Origin of the sequence: Pseudomonas sp. B21-032 (assembly GCF_024748965.1) — a bacterium.
Lineage (GTDB): Bacteria > Pseudomonadota > Gammaproteobacteria > Pseudomonadales > Pseudomonadaceae > Aquipseudomonas.
The window spans coordinates 25,712-44,421 of record NZ_CP087180.1; the positions used below are offsets into that span (position 1 = coordinate 25,712).

23 protein-coding genes are annotated in these 18,710 nt (G+C 63.5%); 11 read left to right on the forward strand and 12 right to left on the reverse strand.

Features of this window, described 5'->3' with window-relative positions; genetic code table 11:
- Positions 1-14 precede the first annotated feature (14 nt).
- The 3 genes from rsmB to def are packed head-to-tail and all read right to left on the reverse strand — an operon-like array spanning position 15 to position 2,818.
- Positions 15-1,325, reverse strand: a complete 1,311-nt coding sequence (rsmB, locus tag LOY54_RS00110) for a 16S rRNA (cytosine(967)-C(5))-methyltransferase RsmB (RefSeq protein ID WP_093377709.1) — start codon at positions 1,323-1,325, stop codon at positions 15-17.
- On the reverse strand, positions 1,322-2,254 hold the full coding sequence (fmt, locus tag LOY54_RS00115; protein ID WP_258608710.1) for a methionyl-tRNA formyltransferase: 933 nt from the start codon (positions 2,252-2,254) through the stop codon (positions 1,322-1,324). Before fmt ends, rsmB begins: the two co-directional genes overlap by 4 nt.
- A 57-nt stretch (positions 2,255-2,311) precedes the next feature.
- The gene (def, locus tag LOY54_RS00120) at positions 2,312-2,818 is read right to left on the reverse strand and encodes a peptide deformylase (RefSeq protein ID WP_038605133.1); all 507 of its coding nucleotides are present in this window, start codon (positions 2,816-2,818) and stop codon (positions 2,312-2,314) included.
- A 241-nt stretch (positions 2,819-3,059) separates the two neighbouring features.
- Between def and dprA the strand changes: the two genes are divergently transcribed.
- Positions 3,060-4,160 (forward strand): DNA-processing protein DprA, encoded by a 1,101-nt coding sequence (gene dprA, locus LOY54_RS00125; RefSeq protein ID WP_258608712.1) that lies wholly within the window; start codon positions 3,060-3,062, stop codon positions 4,158-4,160.
- A gap of 37 nt (positions 4,161-4,197) precedes the next feature.
- Positions 4,198-4,755, forward strand: coding sequence for an L-threonylcarbamoyladenylate synthase (locus tag LOY54_RS00130; protein WP_258608714.1), 558 nt, complete (start codon positions 4,198-4,200; stop codon positions 4,753-4,755).
- 90 nt (positions 4,756-4,845) lie between these two features.
- Here the strand turns inward: LOY54_RS00130 and LOY54_RS00135 are convergent, their stop codons facing one another.
- Complete coding sequence (locus LOY54_RS00135; protein WP_045200753.1) at positions 4,846-5,823, reverse strand: NADPH:quinone reductase; 978 nt, start codon at positions 5,821-5,823, stop codon at positions 4,846-4,848.
- A gap of 131 nt (positions 5,824-5,954) precedes the next feature.
- Between LOY54_RS00135 and hemF the strand changes: the two genes are divergently transcribed.
- Positions 5,955-6,881 (forward strand): oxygen-dependent coproporphyrinogen oxidase, encoded by a 927-nt coding sequence (gene hemF, locus LOY54_RS00140; protein WP_045200751.1) that lies wholly within the window; start codon positions 5,955-5,957, stop codon positions 6,879-6,881.
- A gap of 54 nt (positions 6,882-6,935) precedes the next feature.
- Positions 6,936-7,760: a shikimate dehydrogenase gene (gene aroE, locus LOY54_RS00145; RefSeq protein WP_258608717.1), complete on the forward strand. Its 825-nt coding sequence runs from the start codon at positions 6,936-6,938 to the stop codon at positions 7,758-7,760.
- On the opposite strand, the gene LOY54_RS00150 is transcribed toward aroE, so the two are convergent.
- Together LOY54_RS00150 and LOY54_RS00155 are read right to left on the reverse strand one after the other, a co-directional pair.
- On the reverse strand, positions 7,757-9,328 hold the full coding sequence (locus LOY54_RS00150) for a SulP family inorganic anion transporter (RefSeq protein WP_258608719.1): 1,572 nt from the start codon (positions 9,326-9,328) through the stop codon (positions 7,757-7,759). The two genes, aroE and LOY54_RS00150, sit on opposite strands and share 4 nt — an antisense overlap.
- 66 nt (positions 9,329-9,394) lie before the next feature.
- Positions 9,395-10,012, reverse strand: a complete 618-nt coding sequence (locus LOY54_RS00155; protein ID WP_258608721.1) for an NAD(P)H-binding protein — start codon at positions 10,010-10,012, stop codon at positions 9,395-9,397.
- A gap of 77 nt (positions 10,013-10,089) precedes the next feature.
- Here LOY54_RS00155 and LOY54_RS00160 point away from each other — a divergent pair, with 77 nt between their 5' ends.
- On the forward strand, positions 10,090-10,419 hold the full coding sequence (locus tag LOY54_RS00160) for a DOPA 4,5-dioxygenase family protein (protein ID WP_258608722.1): 330 nt from the start codon (positions 10,090-10,092) through the stop codon (positions 10,417-10,419).
- Positions 10,420-10,525: 106 nt separating this feature from the next.
- Here LOY54_RS00160 and trpA read toward each other — a convergent pair whose 3' ends face one another.
- Both trpA and trpB read right to left on the reverse strand, forming a co-directional pair.
- Positions 10,526-11,338, reverse strand: a complete 813-nt coding sequence (gene trpA / locus LOY54_RS00165; protein WP_258608724.1) for a tryptophan synthase subunit alpha — start codon at positions 11,336-11,338, stop codon at positions 10,526-10,528.
- On the reverse strand, positions 11,335-12,552 hold the full coding sequence (gene trpB, locus LOY54_RS00170) for a tryptophan synthase subunit beta (protein ID WP_038997863.1): 1,218 nt from the start codon (positions 12,550-12,552) through the stop codon (positions 11,335-11,337). Before trpB ends, trpA begins: the two co-directional genes overlap by 4 nt.
- A 109-nt stretch (positions 12,553-12,661) precedes the next feature.
- Here trpB and LOY54_RS00175 point away from each other — a divergent pair, with 109 nt between their 5' ends.
- Positions 12,662-13,558: a LysR family transcriptional regulator gene (locus tag LOY54_RS00175; protein ID WP_176794201.1), complete on the forward strand. Its 897-nt coding sequence runs from the start codon at positions 12,662-12,664 to the stop codon at positions 13,556-13,558.
- Here the strand turns inward: LOY54_RS00175 and LOY54_RS00180 are convergent.
- Complete coding sequence (locus LOY54_RS00180) at positions 13,555-13,881, reverse strand: YqjD family protein (protein ID WP_045200734.1); 327 nt, start codon at positions 13,879-13,881, stop codon at positions 13,555-13,557. The genes LOY54_RS00175 and LOY54_RS00180 overlap by 4 nt on opposite strands.
- Positions 13,882-14,034: 153 nt before the next feature.
- Between LOY54_RS00180 and LOY54_RS00185 the strand changes: the two genes are divergently transcribed.
- Positions 14,035-14,250, forward strand: coding sequence for a dodecin (locus LOY54_RS00185; protein ID WP_010222667.1), 216 nt, complete (start codon positions 14,035-14,037; stop codon positions 14,248-14,250).
- Positions 14,251-14,354: 104 nt separating this feature from the next.
- Entirely contained in the window at positions 14,355-14,579 is a 225-nt protein-coding gene (locus tag LOY54_RS00190) for a DUF1161 domain-containing protein (RefSeq protein ID WP_093377672.1), read from the forward strand.
- 101 nt (positions 14,580-14,680) lie between these two features.
- Here the strand turns inward: LOY54_RS00190 and LOY54_RS00195 are convergent, their stop codons facing one another.
- Positions 14,681-15,685, reverse strand: a complete 1,005-nt coding sequence (locus LOY54_RS00195; RefSeq protein WP_093377667.1) for an LLM class flavin-dependent oxidoreductase — start codon at positions 15,683-15,685, stop codon at positions 14,681-14,683.
- A gap of 186 nt (positions 15,686-15,871) precedes the next feature.
- Here LOY54_RS00195 and LOY54_RS00200 point away from each other — a divergent pair, with 186 nt between their 5' ends.
- Positions 15,872-16,297 (forward strand): OsmC family protein, encoded by a 426-nt coding sequence (locus LOY54_RS00200; protein WP_093377662.1) that lies wholly within the window; start codon positions 15,872-15,874, stop codon positions 16,295-16,297.
- Positions 16,298-16,370: 73 nt separating this feature from the next.
- Positions 16,371-16,604: a DUF1161 domain-containing protein gene (locus LOY54_RS00205; RefSeq protein ID WP_045200726.1), complete on the forward strand. Its 234-nt coding sequence runs from the start codon at positions 16,371-16,373 to the stop codon at positions 16,602-16,604.
- Between the two features lie 3 nt (positions 16,605-16,607).
- On the opposite strand, the gene LOY54_RS00210 is transcribed toward LOY54_RS00205, so the two are convergent.
- The gene (locus LOY54_RS00210) at positions 16,608-17,021 is read right to left on the reverse strand and encodes a hypothetical protein (RefSeq protein WP_258608726.1); all 414 of its coding nucleotides are present in this window, start codon (positions 17,019-17,021) and stop codon (positions 16,608-16,610) included.
- A 53-nt stretch (positions 17,022-17,074) separates the two neighbouring features.
- Positions 17,075-17,488: a hypothetical protein gene (locus LOY54_RS00215; RefSeq protein WP_258608728.1), complete on the reverse strand. Its 414-nt coding sequence runs from the start codon at positions 17,486-17,488 to the stop codon at positions 17,075-17,077.
- A gap of 66 nt (positions 17,489-17,554) precedes the next feature.
- Between LOY54_RS00215 and LOY54_RS00220 the strand changes: the two genes are divergently transcribed.
- Positions 17,555-18,709: an aminopeptidase gene (locus tag LOY54_RS00220; RefSeq protein ID WP_195885373.1), complete on the forward strand. Its 1,155-nt coding sequence runs from the start codon at positions 17,555-17,557 to the stop codon at positions 18,707-18,709.
- The last annotated feature ends 1 nt before the right edge of the window (position 18,710 follow it).

The window sequence follows — 18,710 nt, forward strand, 5'->3', positions numbered from 1 at the left end:
GTTCCTTTCTCTTGTTATCCGCGCGCGGCGGCGATTTTGATCAGCTTGGCATAGTAGAAGCCGTCGTGTCCGCCTGCCTGGGCCAGCAACTGGCGGCCATGGGGCTGGCGGATACCGGCCTGGGTCGCCAGGTCCAGCTCACGGGCGCCGGGAGTGCGGGCGAGGAAGGCCTCGATCACTTCGGTGTTTTCCGTCGGCAGCGTCGAGCAGGTGGCGTAGAGCAGGATGCCGCCGACCTCAAGGGTTGGCCACAGGGCGTCAAGCAGCTCGCCTTGCAGGCTGGCCAGGGCGGCAATGTCATCGGCCTGGCGGGTCAGCTTGATGTCCGGATGGCGGCGGATTACGCCGGTGGCCGAGCACGGCGCGTCGAGCAGGATGCGCTGGAAGCCCTTGCCGTCCCACCAGCTGGCGGTGTCGCGGGCGTCGCAGGCGATCAACTGGGCGTCGAGGCCGAGGCGATCGAGGTTCTCGCGCACGCGGGTCAGGCGCTTGGCTTCCAGGTCGATGGCGACCACGGCGTCGAGCCCGGCCTGGGCTTCGAGCAGATGGCAGGTCTTGCCGCCCGGGGCGCAGCAGGCGTCGAGCACGCGCTGGCCGGGGGCCAGGTCGAGCAAGTCGGCGGCCAGTTGTGCGGCTTCGTCCTGGACGCTGATCCAGCCCTGGTCGAAACCGGGCAGGCCACGTACATCGCAGGCTTCAGCGAGCAAGATGCCGTCGCCGCTGAACTGGCACGGCGCCGCTTCAAGGCCGGCTTCACCCAGCAGTTCGAGGTAGGCATCACGGCTGTGATGGCGTCGGTTGACCCGCAGGATCATCGGCGGGTGGGCATTGTTGGCGGCGCAGATGGCCTCCCACTGCTCGGGCCAGAACGCCTTGAGCGACTTTTGCAGCCAGCGCGGGTGCGCGGTGCGCACGACCGGGTCGCGCTCAAGCTCGGCGAAGATATCGCCGCTTTCGCGTTGCGCACGGCGCAGCACGGCGTTGAGCAAACCCTTGGCCCAGGGCTTTTTCAGCTTGTCGGCGCAGCCGACGGTCTCGCCGATGGCGGCGTGGGCAGGGATGCGCGTGTAGAGCAACTGGTACAGGCCGACCAGCAGCAGCGCCTCGACGTCGGCATCGGCGGCCTTGAACGGTTTTTGCAGCAGGCGTTCGGCCAGGGCCGACAGCCGTGGCTGCCAGCGCGCAGTGCCGAAGGCCAGGTCCTGGGTCAGGCCACGGTCACGCACTTCGACCTTGTCCAGCTGGCTTGGCAGCGAGCTGTTCAGCGACGCCTTGCCACTGAGTACTGCCGCCAGGGCGCGGGCGGCTGCCAGACGTGGATTCATTGGCCAAGCACCGTGCCGGTGGTGAATTTCTCGCGGCGGCTGTTGAACAGGTCGCTGAAGTTCAGCGCCTTGCCACCCGGCAATTGCAGGTGGGTCAGGCACAGCGCCTGCTCGCCGCAGGCGACGATCAGGCCGTCCTTGCTGGCAGAGAGGATTTCACCCGGGTTGCCGGAGCCTGTGGATAAGTTCGCGCCGAGCACCTTCAGCGCTTCACCGTTGAGGGTGCTGTGGCAGATCGGCCACGGGTTGAAGGCGCGAATCAGGCGCTCCAGCTCAACGGCCGGGCGGCTCCAGTCCAGGCGCGCTTCGTCCTTGTTCAGCTTGTGTGCATAAGTGGCCAGGCTGTCGTCCTGGACTTCACCCTGCAAGGTGCCCGCGGCGAGACCGGCAACGGCCTCGAGCACGGCCGGCGGGCCCATTTCGGCCAGGCGGTCGTGCAAGCTGCCACCCGTGTCGCTGGTGCTGATCGGGGTGCTGACCTTGAGCAGCATTGGCCCGGTGTCCAGGCCTGCTTCCATGCGCATCACGGTGACGCCGCTTTCGCTGTCACCGGCTTCGACCGCGCGCTGGATCGGCGCTGCGCCACGCCAGCGCGGCAGCAGCGAGGCGTGGCTGTTGATGCAGCCCAGGCGCGGAATATCCAGCACCGCCTGGGGCAGGATCAGGCCATAGGCGACCACTACCATCAGGTCCGGCTTGAGCGCCGCCAGCTCCGCTTGGGCCTCGGCATTGCGCAGGGTCGCTGGTTGCAGCACCGCAATGGCGTTATCCACAGCCAATTGCTTGACCGCGCTGGGCATCAGTTTTTGCCCACGACCGGCCGGGCGGTCCGGTTGGGTGTAGACCGCTACCACTTCATAGGGGCTGGCGATCAGGGCCTTGAGGTGTTCGGCGGCAAACTCTGGGGTGCCTGCGAAGACAATGCGCATGGAGTTCTCGCTTAAAAAGAAAAAGGCTTGCCGGAGCAAGCCTTTGGGAAGAGCAGATCAAGCTTGCTGGCGATGCTGTTTTTCCAGCTTCTTCTTGATCCGGTCGCGTTTGAGCGTCGACAGGTAATCAACGAACAGCTTGCCGTTGAGGTGATCGCATTCGTGCTGGATGCACACCGCCAGCAGGCCTTCGGCGATCAGCTCGTACGGCTTGCCGTCGCGGTCCAGCGCCTTGACCTTGACCCGCACCGGGCGGTCGACGTTCTCGTAGAAGCCAGGCACCGAAAGGCAGCCTTCCTGATACTGATCCATTTCGTCGGTCAGCATTTCGAGCTCGGGGTTGATGAACACCCGTGGCTCGCTGCGATCTTCGCTCAGGTCCATGACCACGATGCGCTTGTGCACGTTGATCTGGGTAGCGGCAAGGCCGATGCCAGGGGCTTCGTACATGGTTTCAAACATGTCATCGATCAACTGGCGAACGCCGTCGTCGACTTCGGTCACCGGCTTGGCGATGGTGCGAAGGCGCGGGTCCGGGAATTCGAGGATGTTCAGAATGGCCATAAGCGTATGAGCTGCACTGTGCGATGAATTACAAACATGAGTACACATAATAAAGGGATTCGGCGCATTCGGCACCTGGCAAAGGTCAGCTAAGGTTTCAGGGTGCTTTTCCACCCATGGCGCCAAGCCTGAAAGAATGCCGCCGAGGGAAATCCGTCAACCGGTTGTCAAAGTATTATCAACAGAGTTATCCACAGTTTGTTCACGGCTGGCCCACGCTTCCCGATCAAGGATGATCGTCATGTCGCAACCCTTATCGCCGGCGTGTTCTCCCGCCGAACTCGAAGCGCGATTGCGCCTTCACTTGCTGCCGTCCCTAGGGCCGCGGCGTTTTCACACATTGATCCAGGCCTTTGGCAATGCCTCGGCAGCGCTCAGTGCGCCGGCCACGGCCTGGCGTACGCTGGGCGTACCCGCAGACAGCAGCGATGCCCGGCGCAGCCTTGAAGTACGCGAAGGCGCCGCCGCGGCAATGCGCTGGCTAGAGGCCCGCGACCAGCATTTACTGATGTGGGACGACCCTGGCTATTCAGGTTTGCTGGCGGAACTGGGCGACGCCCCGCCGCTGCTGTTCATCGCCGGCAACCCGGCGATTCTGGAAAAACCCCAGCTGGCGATCGTCGGCAGCCGCAGGGCATCGAGGCCGGCGCTCGATACGGCTGCGGCCTTCTCGCGCAGCCTCGCTCGGGGTGGTTTTGTCATTACCAGCGGCCTGGCCCTGGGCGTCGATGGCGCCGCACACCAGGCTGCCCTGGACGCTGGCGGGCAGACCATCGGCGTGCTCGGCACAGGGCTGCAAAAACTTTATCCACAGCGGCACAGAGCGCTGGCGGCGGCGATGATCGAGCAAGGTAGCGCGGTGGTCTCCGAGTTTCCGCTGGATGCCGGGCCCGTTGCGGGCAACTTTCCCCGGCGTAACCGGATCATCAGTGGCCTGTCGCTGGGTGTATTGGTGGTCGAGGCGAGCCTTGCCAGTGGCTCGCTGATCACCGCGCGTTTGGCGGCCGAGCAAGGCCGCGAGGTATATGCCATTCCGGGTTCGATTCATCACCCGGGCTCCAAGGGGTGTCACCAGTTGATTCGCGACGGCGCCTTGCTGGTGGAGACTGTCGATCAGATCGTCGAAACCCTGCAGGGTTGGCAACGCTTGCCGCCGTTGCAGGTGGACGCCATTGCCGGCCATGAACTGGTCGATCTGTTGCTGGCCGCACCGCAAACTACCGAGGGCCTGGCCAGCAGCAGCGGCTGGCCGTTGCCCCGGGTGCTGGCGGCGCTGACCGAGCTGGAACTGGCTGGAAGGGTCTGTAATGAAGCCGGACGTTGGTTTGCCCGGCCCGGCTAAGTACACTGCTCATCTGCCTTTATGCGGAGTGAAAACAATGGTGAGCAGTTGGCGTGTGCAACAAGCCGCGCGTGAAATTCGGGCCGGTGCGGTGATTGCCTATCCGACCGAGGCGGTCTGGGGCCTGGGCTGTGACCCATGGAACGAAGAGGCGGTGGATCGCCTGCTGGCGATCAAGTCGCGTTCGGTCGATAAGGGTCTTATCCTGATCGCCGACAATATCCGCCAGTTCGACTTCCTTTTCGAGGATTTCCCTGAAACCTGGCTCGACCGCATGTCTGCCACCTGGCCGGGGCCGAACACCTGGCTGGTGCCACATCAGAACCTGCTGCCCGAGTGGATAACCGGGGTGCACGACACCGTGGCGTTGCGCGTTAGCGATCACCCGGTGGTACGCGATTTGTGTGCATTGGTCGGCCCGCTGATTTCCACTTCAGCCAACCCGCAAGGTCGCCCGGCAGCCAAGACCCGCTTGCGCGTCGAGCAGTACTTCCGTGGGCAACTGGACCTGGTGCTCGGTGGCGCTTTGGGCGGGCGGCGTAACCCGAGTGTGATTCGCGATTTGGTGAGCGGTGAGGTTGTGCGGGCTGGTTGAGGCCAATCGCGGGACAAGTCGGGTCGCCGCACCGCCGCTCCTAGCGACTGTGTAGGAGCGGGATTGTCCCGCGATCAATTCACCACTGTTTCAAGGCAGCAACACCGTCGACCCCACTGTCCTGCGCGCCGACAGCTCGCTCTGCGCCTTGGCCGCCTCGCTCAGTGGATAACGCTGGTGGATATCCACAGCCAGCTTGCCGCTGGCGATCATCGCAAACAGGTCGTCGGCCATGGCCTGGGTGTTCTCGGCGTTGTTGGCGTAGCTGGCCAGGGTTGGCCGGGTGACATACAGCGAGCCCTTCTGCGCCAGTATTCCCAGATTGACCCCGCTCACCGCCCCTGAGGCATTGCCGAAGCTGACCATCAGCCCGCGCGGCGCCAGGCAGTCCAGTGAGGTCAGCCAGGTGTCCTGGCCAACGCCGTCGTACACCACCGGGCATTTCTTGCCGTCGGTCAGCTCCAGCACTCGCTGGGCGACGTCTTCCCGGCTGTAGTCGATGGTTGCCCAGGCGCCCAGGGCCTTGGCCCGCTCGGCTTTCTCGGCAGAACTGACAGTACCGATCAACCTGGCGCCCAGGGCTTTGGCCCATTGGCAGGCCAGGGAACCGACGCCACCGGCGGCAGCGTGGAACAAAATGGTCTCGCCCGGCTGCACTGCGTAGGTCTGCTTGAGCAGGTACTGCACGGTCAGGCCCTTGAGCATCACCGCCGCCGCCTGCTCAAAGCTGATGCTGTCGGGGAGTTTGACCAGATTGGCTTCGGGCAGCACGTGCACTTCGCTGTAGGCTCCGAGCGGGCCGCCGGCGTAGGCGACGCGATCGCCAACCTTGAGCCGGCTGACCTGCTCGCCTACCGCCTCGACCACCCCGGCGCCTTCGGTACCCAGCCCGGAGGGCAGCGACGGCGGAGCATAGAGGCCGCTGCGAAAGTAGGTGTCGATGAAGTTCAGGCCGATAGCCTGGTTTCGCACGCGAACCTGCTGCGGGCCGGGCGCTGCCGGCTCGAAGTCGACCAGGGTCAGGACTTCGGGGCCGCCATGCTGGCTGAACTGGATACGCTTGGCCATCTGCACTCTCCTGAAGCTAGCGGGAAAACCCCTATCGGACGCCTTTGCTTGATCGCCGTCAACTGCGGCCAGCCCGCCGCCGGTGGTATGCTACGCGCCGAATTTGCCTTAGCCCGCTTCCAGGTGACCTGATGACTAGCCGCACCGAGGCCGTGAAAGCCTACCTGCTCGACCTGCAAGACCGTATCTGCACCGCCCTCGAAAACGAAGACGGCGGCGCCCGTTTTGTCGAGGACGCCTGGACGCGCGAGGCCGGGGGTGGCGGGCGGACCCGGGTGATCGGCGATGGCAAGGTCATAGAAAAAGGCGGTGTGAACTTCTCCCACGTATTCGGCAGCGGTTTGCCGCCGTCGGCCAGTGCTCATCGACCAGAACTGGCCGGGCGCGGTTTCGAAGCCCTGGGGGTGTCGCTGGTGATCCACCCGCACAACCCGCATGTGCCGACTTCCCACGCCAACGTGCGGTTTTTCATCGCCGAGAAAGAAGGCGAAGAAGCGGTCTGGTGGTTTGGCGGCGGCTTCGACCTGACCCCCTACTACGGCAACGAAGAAGACTGCGTGCACTGGCACCAGGTCGCCGAGCGCGCCTGTGCGCCGTTCGGTGCCGATGTTTATCCGCGCTACAAGGCCTGGTGCGACCGCTATTTCCATCTCAAGCACCGCGGCGAGCCTCGCGGCATCGGCGGTCTGTTCTTCGATGACCTCAACGAGTGGGACTTCGACACCTGCTTCGCTTTCATCCGCGCCATCGGCGATGCCTATGTCGAGGCCTACCTGCCGATCATCCAGCGCCGTAAAGACCAGCCCTATAGCGCCGAGCAGCGTGAGTTCCAGGAATACCGTCGCGGCCGTTATGTCGAGTTCAACCTGGTTTACGATCGTGGCACGCTGTTCGGCCTGCAATCGGGCGGGCGTACCGAATCGATCCTCATGTCGCTGCCACCGCAGGTGCGTTGGGGGTACGATTGGAAGGCCGCGCCAGGCAGCGAAGAAGCGCGCCTGACCGAGTATTTCCTGCAGGACCGTGACTGGCTTGGTGAGGCCAAGGCCAGCCACTGAGCCGTTGTGGATAACTTTCCGGCCCTGCCCGACCTTGACCCAGGAACCGCCTGAATGGACCAGTACGTTGTATTCGGCAACCCGATCGGCCACAGCAAGTCGCCGCTGATCCATCGCCTGTTCGCCGACCAGACCGGCCAGCAACTGGAGTACAGCACCCTGCTGGCGCCGCTGGATGACTTCAGCATGTGCGCCCAGGGCTTTTTCAAGCAGGGCCTGGGTGCCAACGTCACCGTGCCGTTCAAGGAAGAAGCCTATCGCCTGGTCGATAGCCTGACCCCACGGGCCCAGCGCGCGGGGGCGGTAAATACCCTGAGCAAGCTCGCCGATGGCACCTTGCAGGGCGACAACACCGATGGCGCCGGCCTGGTCCGCGACCTTACCGTCAATGCCGGGGTGCCACTGACTGGCAAGCGCATCCTGTTGCTCGGCGCCGGCGGTGCCGTGCGCGGGGTGCTGGAGCCATTGCTGGCGCACAACCCGGCTTCGCTGGTAATCGCCAACCGCACGGTGGAAAAAGCCGAGCAACTGGCCCGTGAATTCGCCGACCTGGGGCCGGTGGCTGCCAGCGGCTTCGACTGGCTTGAAGAGCCGGTCGACCTGATCATCAACGCCACCTCGGCGAGCCTTGCCGGCGAGCTGCCGCCGATTTCCGCCAGCCTGATCGAGCCCGGCAAGACCGTGTGCTACGACATGATGTATGGCAAGGAGCCTACGCCTTTCTGCCGTTGGGCCGGCGAGCACAAGGCGGCCAAGGTCCTCGATGGCTTGGGTATGCTGGCCGAGCAGGCCGCCGAGGCGTTCTACATCTGGCGCGGCGTGCGCCCCGACACCGCGCCGGTGCTCGACGAACTGCGCCGTCAACTGGCGCGCGGCTAATCTTCGAAGCGGATCGGGCAGTGCGCTGCCCCCTCCAGCTTGTGCAACTCCTCGATCACTTGCGCCCGCGCCCGGCGCAGCGTCAGGCTGCCGCCGGTACGACCCAGGCGGCGCGCTTCGCGATGAAGCATGTCGACCCCGGAATAATCGATGAAGTTGATCTGCCGGGCATCGATCACTACCTGCGGCCCTGGGCAACGCTGCAAGCGCACCTGCAGGTAGTGGCTGGCGCCGAAGAAGATTGACCCACCCACCCGCAACACGTCGGCATCCCCTTCGCGGGACTGCTGCACCCGTGGCCGTGAGGTGCGTTTGAGGTAAAAGAACAGCGACGCCAGCACCCCGGCGTAGATCGCCGTTTGCAGCTCGAGCAACAGTGTTGCTGCTGCCGTTAGGGCCATCACCAGGAATTCCGAACGGCTGACGCGAAACAGCGCGCGGATCGCCCGATGATCGACCAGGCCCCAGCAGATCAGCAGGATGCTGCCGGCCATGGCCGGGATCGGAATATGCGCGATCAGCCCCGCCCCTGCTACTGCAAACAACGTTACCCACAGGGCGGAAAACACCCCGGCCAGGGGCGAGCGGGCGCCGGCCTCGTAGCTGAGCCCGGAGCGGGTGAAGGAACCGGATGACAGGTAGCCGGAGAAAAATCCCCCGACCATGTTTGAAAGGCCCTGGGCGCGGATTTCCTGGTTGGCATCGATCAGTTGCTCCGAGCGCGCTGACAGCGAGCGGGCAATCGACAGGCTGGTAACCAGGCCAAGCATGCCGACCGCCACGGCGCTGGGTAGCAGACGCAAAATCAGCTCCAGGTCCAGCAGCGGCAAGGGGCTTATCGGTGGAAGCTGACCGATGAAACCGGGCACCAACTGCACATGGCCGAAAACGCCTGGGAGCAGCCAGACCAGCACGCTGGCCACCGCCAGAGTTATCAACAGGCCCGGCCAACGCGGCTGCAATAGCTTCAACGCAATACCCAGCAGCAGCGTACCCAGCCCCAGCAACAACGAGGGCCAATCCACCTCCGGGGCATGCGTCAGCAGGTTTTGCACGGTCTTCAGGGCGGTGGCCTGGCTGGGCAAGTCGATACCCATCAGGTTGGGCAATTGTCCGAGGGCAATGACCAGCGCAGCACCGAGGGTGAAACCCAGCACTACCGACTGCGAGACGAAATTGACCAGCGCGCCGAAGCGCAGCAGCCCCAGCAACCACTGAAACACCCCGGCGAGGAAGGTCAGCAGCAGGATCAGGGTGATGTAGTCACTGCTGCCCGCAACTGCCAGGGGGCTGATGCTGGCATAGAGGACAATCGAGATTGCCGCCGTCGGCCCGCAGATCAGGTGCCAGGACGAGCCCCACAGGCAGGCGATGATCACCGGTACGATCGCTGCGTACAGCCCGTACTCGGCCGGCAGCCCGGCAATCAGGGCATAGGCGATTGATTGCGGCAGGGCCAGGATCGCCCCGCTCAGGCCCACCAGCAGATCGCGACGCACACTGGCCCCGGTCTGGCGCGCCAACCAGGTGAGAAACGGCAGCAGTCGGTGGCGGTCAGGCCAGGCCATGAGCACTCTCTATTGCAGGCGGAAGCTGTTCAGGGTGCGATGTCGGGCGCTCGGGTGCAAGCCGCGTCAGAAAACAAAGTTCACATGCTCGCCATGGTGCAGCTTGAGCTCCAGGGCATCGACCATGGCCGCTGCCACTCGGGCCAGGCGTTGCAGTGGTTCGGCCAGGCCTGGCTCGAGGGTGCCATGGGTCTGGTGAAAGTGCTCGATGCCCAGGCCGGCAACTTGCTGCGGGGTGTTGATCAGGGTCCAGTGCAGCGGGCTGCGCTGCAACAGGTCGACGATCCGCTCGGCGCAGGCCCGTTGCTGCCGATTGTGCCCCTCGCTTTGCTCCAGTACGGTGAAATCGCCCACCAGCAATAGCCGGCGTATAGTGGTGCGGGACATGCCGGCGATCAGCGCCTGGCTCATGCGCAGTTGCGCGGCAAAGTCATCGGGCGCCAGTGCTGGCAACAGGCAGACCACCGCCGAGCCGCCGGCCACGCTTTGTTCGGCCTGATCGGCAGTATCGAGGCCGCCGGTCTTGAAGTGCAGGCCGGGGCGCGGTGCCAGGGTATTGAGATCATCGACCACGGTGATCACCTCATGCTGGCGCTTGAGCAATTCGGCCATCAGGGCGCTGCCCAGGCTGCTCAAACCTCCAAGCAGGACCAGTTTGAACACTGGGGTTTCGGCATTTTTCACCAGATCACTCCATTGGCAACGGGTGATCGTTTGACCCGCGTAGCCAGGCGCAGGTTCGTTGCGATTAAGGAGTTTTCGTGCAAAGGATCAAGGGCTATCACGCGCATATCTACTATGACGCCAGCACCCTGGAGCAGGCTCGCCAGTTGTGCGAAGAAGCCGCTCGGCTGTTTCCGGTGACCATGGGGCGCATGCATCAGAAGCCGGTCGGGCCGCACCCGGACTGGAGCTGCCAGTTGGCCTTCGGGCCTGAAGTGGTGGGGGTGGTGCTGCCCTGGCTGGCGTTATATCGCCAAGGGCTGGTGGTGTTTCTGCATCCGTTGACTGGTGACGAGCTGGCCGATCATCGTGATTATGCGATCTGGATGGGGGCGGTGCGGCCGCTGGATCTGACGATTTTCAAGTAGTTTACAGCTCCGGGGTAGGAGCGGGCTTGCCCCGCGATTTGCGATCTGTCTGATGGACCGCAATCGCGGGGCAAGTCGAGGCGTCGCACCGCCGCTCCCACAGGGATCAGGCCTTGCGTGCACCCCGCACACCCTGGGCCAGCGCCGAGCACAGCTCGAGCACATCACCCACAGCCTGCTCGGCAGTGGCCGCATTGGCTATCTTGTCGACCAGCGCCGAACCGACCACGACGCCATCCGACAGCCTGGCAATCGCCGCAGCCTGCTCTGGCGTGCGGATACCGAAGCCGACGCTGATCGGCAGGTCGGTGTGCCGGCGCAGGCGCTTGATGGCGCTGCTGACGTGTTCAGTGGTCGCAGAACCGGCACCGGTAACACCGGCAACCGACACGTAGTAGACGAAGCCCGAACTGCGTTCCAGCACGCGCGGCAGGCGCACGTCGTCGGTGGTCGGGGTGGTCAGGCGAATGAAGTCGATGCCCGCGGCCTGGGCCGGGGTGGCCAGCTCGGCGTCGTGCTCCGGCGGCAGGTCGACGATGATCAGGCCATCCACGCCCACTTTCTTGGCTTCAGCCACGAAGGCCTCGACGCCAAAGCGGTGAATCGGGTTGTAGTAGCCCATCAGCACGATCGGCGTGGTCTGGTTGCCGGCGCGGAACTCGCGAACCATTTGCAGGGTTTTCGCCAGGGTCTGACCGGCGTCCAGGGCGCGCAGGGTGGCGAGCTGGATTGCCACGCCGTCGGCCATCGGGTCGGTGAACGGCATGCCCAGTTCGATGACGTCGGCGCCAGCATCCGGCAGGCCTTTGAGGATCTGCAGCGAAGCGTCATAGCCAGGGTCGCCTGCGGTGATGAAGGTGACCAGTGCCGAGCGGCCTTCGGCCTTCAGTTCGGCGAAGCGTTGTTCAAGACGGCTCATGCCTGTTTCTCCTGGGCGGCCATATGGCTCATCACGGTTTGCATGTCTTTGTCGCCGCGCCCGGACAGGCACACCACCATCAGGTGATCCTTGGGCAGGGTCGGTGCGCGTTTGATCGCTTCGGCCAGGGCGTGGGAGGTTTCCAGGGCCGGAATGATGCCTTCCAGGCGGCAGGTAGTGTGGAACGCGGCCAGGGCTTCGTCGTCGGTGATGCTGACGTACTCGACGCGTTTCACTTCGTGCAACCAGGCGTGTTCCGGGCCGATGCCGGGGTAGTCGAGGCCGGCGGAAATCGAGTGGGCGTCGGTGATCTGGCCGTCGGCATCCTGCAGCAGGTAGGTGCGGTTGCCGTGCAGCACGCCCGGTACGCCACCGTTGAGGCTGGCGGCATGCTTGTCGGTGTCGACCCCGTGGCCACCGGCTTCGACGCCGATGATTTGCACACTGGCGTCATCGAGGAAGTCGTGGAACAGGCCCATGGCGTTGGAGCCGCCGCCGACGCAGGCGATCAGGCTGTCGGGCAGGCGCCCTTCCTTGGCCTGTAGCTGTTCACGGGTTTCTTTGCCGATGATCGACTGGAAGTCGCGGACCATTGCCGGGTACGGGTGCGGGCCCGCTACAGTACCGATCAGGTAGAAGGTGTCGTCGACGTTGGTGACCCAATCGCGCAGGGCTTCGTTCATCGCGTCCTTGAGGGTGCCGGTGCCGGCGGTGACCGGTACGATTTCTGCGCCCAGCAGCTTCATGCGGAACACGTTGGCTTGCTGGCGCTCGATGTCGGTGGCGCCCATGTAGATCACGCAAGGCAGGCCGAAGCGCGCGGCGACGGTGGCAGTGGCCACGCCGTGCATGCCGGCGCCGGTTTCGGCGATCAGGCGTTTTTTGCCCATGCGCTTGGCCAGCAGCACCTGGCCGATGCAGTTGTTCACCTTGTGCGCGCCGGTGTGGTTGAGCTCTTCACGCTTGAAGAAGATCTTCGCGCCGCCGCAGTGTTCGGTCAGGCGTTCGGCGAAGTAGAGCGGGTTCGGGCGGCCGATGTAGTCGCGCTGAAAGTACGCCAGTTGCTCGAGAAATTCCGGGTCGGCTTTGGCTGCTTCATATTCGCGGGCAAGGTCGAGCACCAGCGGCATCAGGGTTTCTGCCACGTAGCGGCCGCCGAATGCGCCAAACAGGCCATTGGCATCGGGGCCGGCGCGGAAGTTGGTCTGGGTCATGGGTCGCTCCAGGGCGGTAGTGAAGTCGGGAATGGCTTTACTCTAACCACGACACGCGCAACTGAAAACCGATAAGATTGCGACAACCTGTCAGGAAAACTCACACGTCATGCGCCAGGACCTGCCCCCACTCAATGCCCTGCGGGCCTTTGAAGCCACTGCCCGGCTCAATAGCGTCAGCCAGGCGGCCGAACAGCTACACGTTACCCACGGCGCGGTCAGCCGGCAATTGAAGGTGCTCGAAGAACACCTTGGGGTGGCCTTGTTCGTTAAGGAAGGACGTGGCCTTAAACTCACAGATGCCGGGGTGCGTTTGCGCGATGCCAGTAGTGATGCCTTCGAGCGCTTGCGCGGCGCGTGTGCGGACATCAGCCAGAGCGGCGCCGATGCGCCGTTCGTCCTCGGTTGCTCCGGCAGCCTGCTGGCGCGCTGGTTCATCCCACGGCTGGGGCGATTAAAAGCGGATTTGCCGGAACTGCGCCTGCACCTGTCGGCCGGTGAAGGTGATCTCGACCCGCGTCGCCCAGGGCTGGATGCCTTGCTGGTGTTTGCCGAGCCGCCCTGGCCTGCGGATATGCAAGTGCATGTGCTGGCGCAGGAGTGTATTGGCCCGGTGCTCAGCCCGCACTTTGCCGGGTTCAGCCGCTTGCAGCAGGCGCCAGCCGAGGCGTTGCTGACGCAAACCCTGTTGCAGACCACTTCGCGCCCGCAAGCCTGGCCAAGCTGGGCGGCGCAGCAAGGTATCGACCCGCAGGCGCTGCGTTACGGGCAGGATTTCGAGCATTTGTATTACTTGCTGGAGGCTGCAGTGGCAGGGCTGGGCGTGGCGATTGCGCCGCAACCGCTGGTAGCCGACGACTTGCGCGCCGGGCGCCTGGCGGCGCCATGGGGTTTTTGCGAAACCCAGGCCGCGCTGGCCCTGTGGGTGCCGCGACGCGCCGCAGACGGGCGCGCCGAGCAATTGGCCGGCTGGTTGCGCGCGGAGCTTGCGCGCCAGGCCGCTTAGTTACCGCGTTTGCACATCAGGTAGGCGGCCAACAGGCCGAGGGCGCCAACGGCGACACCGGCGGTGGTCCACGGGTGTTCCTGGGCGTAATCGCGGGTGGCCAGGCCAGTCTCGCGGGTCTTGGTTTTTACTTCTTCGTAGGCATCGCTGAGCAGGCTGCGCGAATGGCGCAGGGCATTCTCGGCGTTGCCCTTGAGCGTCTTGAGGGTTTTGCGCGACTCATCCGAGGCATCGTCCTTGAGGCTTTCCAGTGACTTGAGCAGGCTTTCGATTTCCGCTTCCATGCTTTGCAGCGAAGCTTTACGCAGCGAGGTGTTGGCCATGGTGACTCTCCTTCGAGGTTGAGTTGAGCTGTGTAGGTTCCGACTACAGGCTGCTGGGAAAGTGCAGTCGAACTTTTAACGGCATTTACCCCTCGCAGGTAAAACAGCCCGGCGCTGCTAGGCTCTATCTCACATTCAAAAAGGAGATTGCTTATGTCTGATCATCACACCTACAAGAAAATCGAACTGGTCGGCTCGTCGCCCACCTCTATCGAAGAGGCGATCAACAATGCCCTGGCCGAAGCAGGCAAGAGCATCAAGCACCTTGAGTGGTTCGAAGTGGTCGACACCCGAGGCCATATCAAGGACAACAAGGCCGCGCATTTTCAGGTCACGCTCAAAGTGGGCTTTCGCATCGTCAACAGCTGATGCGGCGACACTGGCTTGTGCGGGTCAATTGCGTTACACAGTCCTGAGGCGCCCGGCCTTCCTGGCGCCCTTCTCTATTTTGATCTGAACAAGGAAAGCGATCGATGAAGAAGTTGGTAGTAGCGATAGGTTTGATGACGCTGGCCGGTACTGCGCTGGCAGCCGGCAAGCCATGTGAAGAGCTCAAGGGCGAAATAGCAGCCAAGCTGGACGCCAAGGGTGTCAGCGGCTACTCGCTAGAGATCGTCGATAAAGGCGCTGCCGCAGACGGCAAGGTCGTGGGTAGCTGCGAAGGCGGCACCAAGGAAATCGTCTACAAGCGCGGCTGATCGATATTGAATCCATCGCGGGGCAAGTCGAGTCGTCGCACCGCCGCTCCTACATGTGGGAGCGGCGGTGCGACGACTCGACTTGACCCGCGATGGGGCCCTCAGCTGCGCAAAACCGTCTGCGCCAGCAGCTCATAAGAGCGTATGCGGTCGGCATGCTCATACAGGTCGCAGGTGAAGATCAGCTCATCCGCCTCGGTCTGCTCCAGCAACACCTCCAGTTTGGCGCGGATTTTCTGCGGGCTGCCGACCATCGCCAGGCCCAGGAAGCTGCCCACCGCTTCCCGCTCATGCGGCAGCCACAGGCCGTCCATGGTCTCCACTGGCGGGCGTTGCACCAGGCTTTGCCCGCGCATCAGGGCGAGGATGCGCTGATACACCGAGGTGGCCAGGTAGTCGGCCTGTTCATCGGTCTCGGCCGCCACCAGTGGTACGCCAAGCATCACATAAGGCTTGTCGAGCACCGCCGAGGGCTGGAAGTGGTTGCGGTACACGCGAATCGCCTCGTGCATGTAACGTGGAGCGAAATGCGAGGCGAAGGCGTAGGGCAAACCGCGCATGCCGGCCAGTTGTGCACTGAACAGGCTCGAACCCAGTAGCCAGATCGGCACTTCGGTACCGTAACCCGGCACGGCAATGACTTTCTGCTCCGGCGTGCGCGGGCCCAGGTAGCGCATCAGTTCTTCGACGTCATCGGGAAAGTCGTCGGCACTGCCCGAGCGTTCGCGGCGCAGGGCGCGGGCGGTCATCTGGTCGGAGCCCGGCGCGCGGCCCAGGCCCAGGTCGATTCGCCCGGGATACAGGCTGGCGAGTGTGCCGAACTGTTCGGCGATCACCAGTGGCGCATGGTTGGGCAGCATCACCCCGCCGGCGCCAACACGAATGGTTGAGGTACCACCGGCCAGGTAGCTGAGCAGCACCGAGGTTGCGGAACTGGCGATGCCATCCATGTTGTGGTGCTCGGCCACCCAGAAGCGGTTGTAGCCAAACTTCTCGACGTGTTGCGCCAGGTCCAGCGAGTTGCGCAGGGACTGCGCCGGGCCGCTGTCGGCGCGTACTGGCACCAGGTCGAGGGTGGAAATCTTGATATCGGCAAGTTGCTTCATGGGCGTTGGCGCCTCCTGGGCAGTCGAGTGGCCGCAAACAATCCAACGGCCTTTCTAGCTCTGTATGGGCACATCTGCAGGAATCAATGCCGGGGCTTGTAATCCTTCTGAACTTGCCTGCGTCAGGGCTCTCTGAAATTAAGGCAAGGCGCGATATCCCGCGCCCCAGGGAGCTCAGGAGGCTTTATGAAAAAGACAGCATCAGCTATCTGGCAAGGTGGCTTGAAGGATGGCAAGGGCCTGCTTTCCACTGAAAGCGGCGCTCTCAAGCAGAACCCTTATGGCTTCAATACCCGCTTCGAAGGCCAGCCGGGTACCAATCCGGAGGAACTGATTGGCGCGGCGCATGCAGGCTGCTTCTCCATGGCCCTGTCAATGATGCTCGGTGAAGCGGGCCTGACCGCCGAGCGCATCGATACCATCGCCGAAGTGACCCTCGACAAACTGCCGGATGGCTTTGCCATTACTGCCGTGAACCTGATCCTCAAGGCCAAGGTCCCCGGGGCTAGCGAAGCGCAGTTTCTTGAGATTGCCAACAAGGCCAAGGCCGGTTGCCCGGTGTCGAAAGTGCTCAACGCGAAAATCAGCCTGGATGCGACGCTGCTGAGTTAAGGCAGAACCGGGACGCGCTTCTTGTGGTCAAATGAGGGTCGGTAGAACGACTGCCGCCACAAGGAGCTGTCCCATGATCCGTGTTGCAATCGCTGTGCTGGCTTCGCTGCTGGCAACCGCTGCGCTGGCCGCGCCGAAACCCTGTGAAGAGCTCAAGGCCGAGATCGAAGCCAAGATCCAGGCCAACAACGTGAGTTCCTACACCTTGGAAATCGTCAAGAATGACGAGGTCCACGACCAGAACATGGTGGTCGGCAGCTGTGAAGGCGGCACCAAGAAGATCATCTACCAAAAGAACGATCGCTAGGCCTCAGGGTGTGCAGAAGACGTCGTTGGACTCTTCGGCGACCATCTTGCGCTGGGCATCATAGAGGTAGGCGCTGGGCTGCATGGCCGGGGCCCGGGCTTCCAGCCGATAGCGCTGGCCGGCCTTGAAATGCGCGAACTTGATGGTCAGGTAGCAGGTGCGCTCGGTCGGGTCGGTACTGAATCCACCGGAGTAGATCTCGTAGTCGAACCGCACCACCAACTCGTGGGCACCGGGCGTCACCTGAAAGAACCGGCCATCGGTCAGGCGTTTGCCATCGAGCCGTTCGGCCATCAGTGTCTTGCCCGGCGTGATGGTGTAGAGGTCGACCCAGGCCTGCTTGTTATCCACAGGGGGCAGGGGGCTAACGCAAGCTCCCAGGGTACTGATTGCGAGCAGCATCATAGGCTGGCGCATGGCGAACTCCGGCGTGCGGGTTACAAAGCATAAGCATAGCGCCATTCACGCGCTCAGGTACGCTGGCAGCCCGCCGGCTGGCCTTTGCCGACCACTCTGCGCTGCTCGTCATAGAGCTTGGCCCAGGGGCGGAAGCCGATGCTACCGGCCTCAAGCTGGTAGCGCTGGCCGGCACTGAAATCCTTGAACTTCACATTGAGCTGGCAATCGCGCCACAGCGGCTCATCGACCGGGCCTATGTTGCTCGGAGTGACCGGAAACAAATAGCGCACGGTCAGCTCATGGCTGCCTGGCTGCACTTCGAAATAACGTTTGTCGGCCCAGGCGCGCTCGTCTACTTCGACGGCGTGCAAGGTGTCGTCCTCACCAGGGGCAAGGTCGATCCAGGCCTGGTTGGGGTCAGGCGCAGGAAGGCCGGCGCAGCCGGACAGAAGCACAGCAGTGCTGACGACGAGCAGTGTACGCATGGCAAAACTCCAGCCGGGCAGGATAGTCTTGAAGCGGATGAGTACTTGAGCGGATACAGGACACCAATGCTTCGACTATTTCTTTTGTTGCGCTCAAGTCATGGGGCACTCGACCGTCTTTTTCGCTACTTGGTTCCCTTGTTGGCCATCGGACTGCTGAGCGGTTGTGCCAGTGTCAGTTACTACGGGCAACTGGCCAGCGGTCAGTGGCAGCTGTTGCGGGCGCGCCAGCCGGTTGCCGAGCTGGTAGCAGACCCGGCGACCGACAGTAAATTGCGCCAGCAGTTGCTGCACGCCGAGCAAGCTCGCGCCTTCGCCAGCGCGCAGCTGAAGCTGCCGGACAACCGCAGCTATCGGGTTTATGCCGATATCGGCCGGCCCTTCGTGGTCTGGAACGTATTCGCCACACCCGAGTTGTCGCTGGAGCCGCAGACTCATTGCTTCCCCATTGCCGGCTGTGTTGCCTACCGTGGTTATTACAACCAGGGCGCCGCGCGCGGGGCGGCTGCGCTGCAGAAACAACAAGGGCTGGATGTCTATGTCGGCGGTGTCGAAGCCTATTCGACCCTGGGCTGGTTCGACGATCCGATCCTCAGCTCCATGCTTGGCTGGGGTGATGAGCGCCTGGCCACGGTGATCTTTCATGAGTTGGCCCATCAACGCGTCTATGTCCAGGACGACACTGCGTTCAACGAGTCCTTCGCCACATTCGTCGAGCAGGAAGGCACTCGCCAATGGCGCGCGGCGCGGGGCCTGCCAACGCTGGTCGAAGATGGCAGCCAACAGCGCGAGCAGTTCGTCGCCCTGGTGCTGGCCAGTCGCGAACGGCTCAAGGCGTTGTATGCGGCGCCGCTCACCGAACCCGCCAAGCGTGCGGGCAAGCAGGCCGAATTCGAACGCTTGCGCCGTGAATACCGGGCCTTGCGCGATAACCAGTGGGGCGGTGTCGGACGCTATGACGCCTGGATCAATGCGCCGATGAACAATGCCAAGTTGTTGCCGTTTGGTCTGTACGACCAGTGGGTGCCGGCGTTTGCCCAGCTGTTTGCCGAGGTGGGCGGCGATTGGCAGGTGTTTTATCAGCGAGTAGAAGCATTCGGGCGGCTACCCCTTGAGCAGCGTCAGCAGGCGCTGAAAAGCATTGCGGGGCAAGTCGAGTCGTCGCACCGCCGCTCCTACAGTGGGAGCGGCGGTGCGGCGACCCGACTTGCCCCGCGATAGG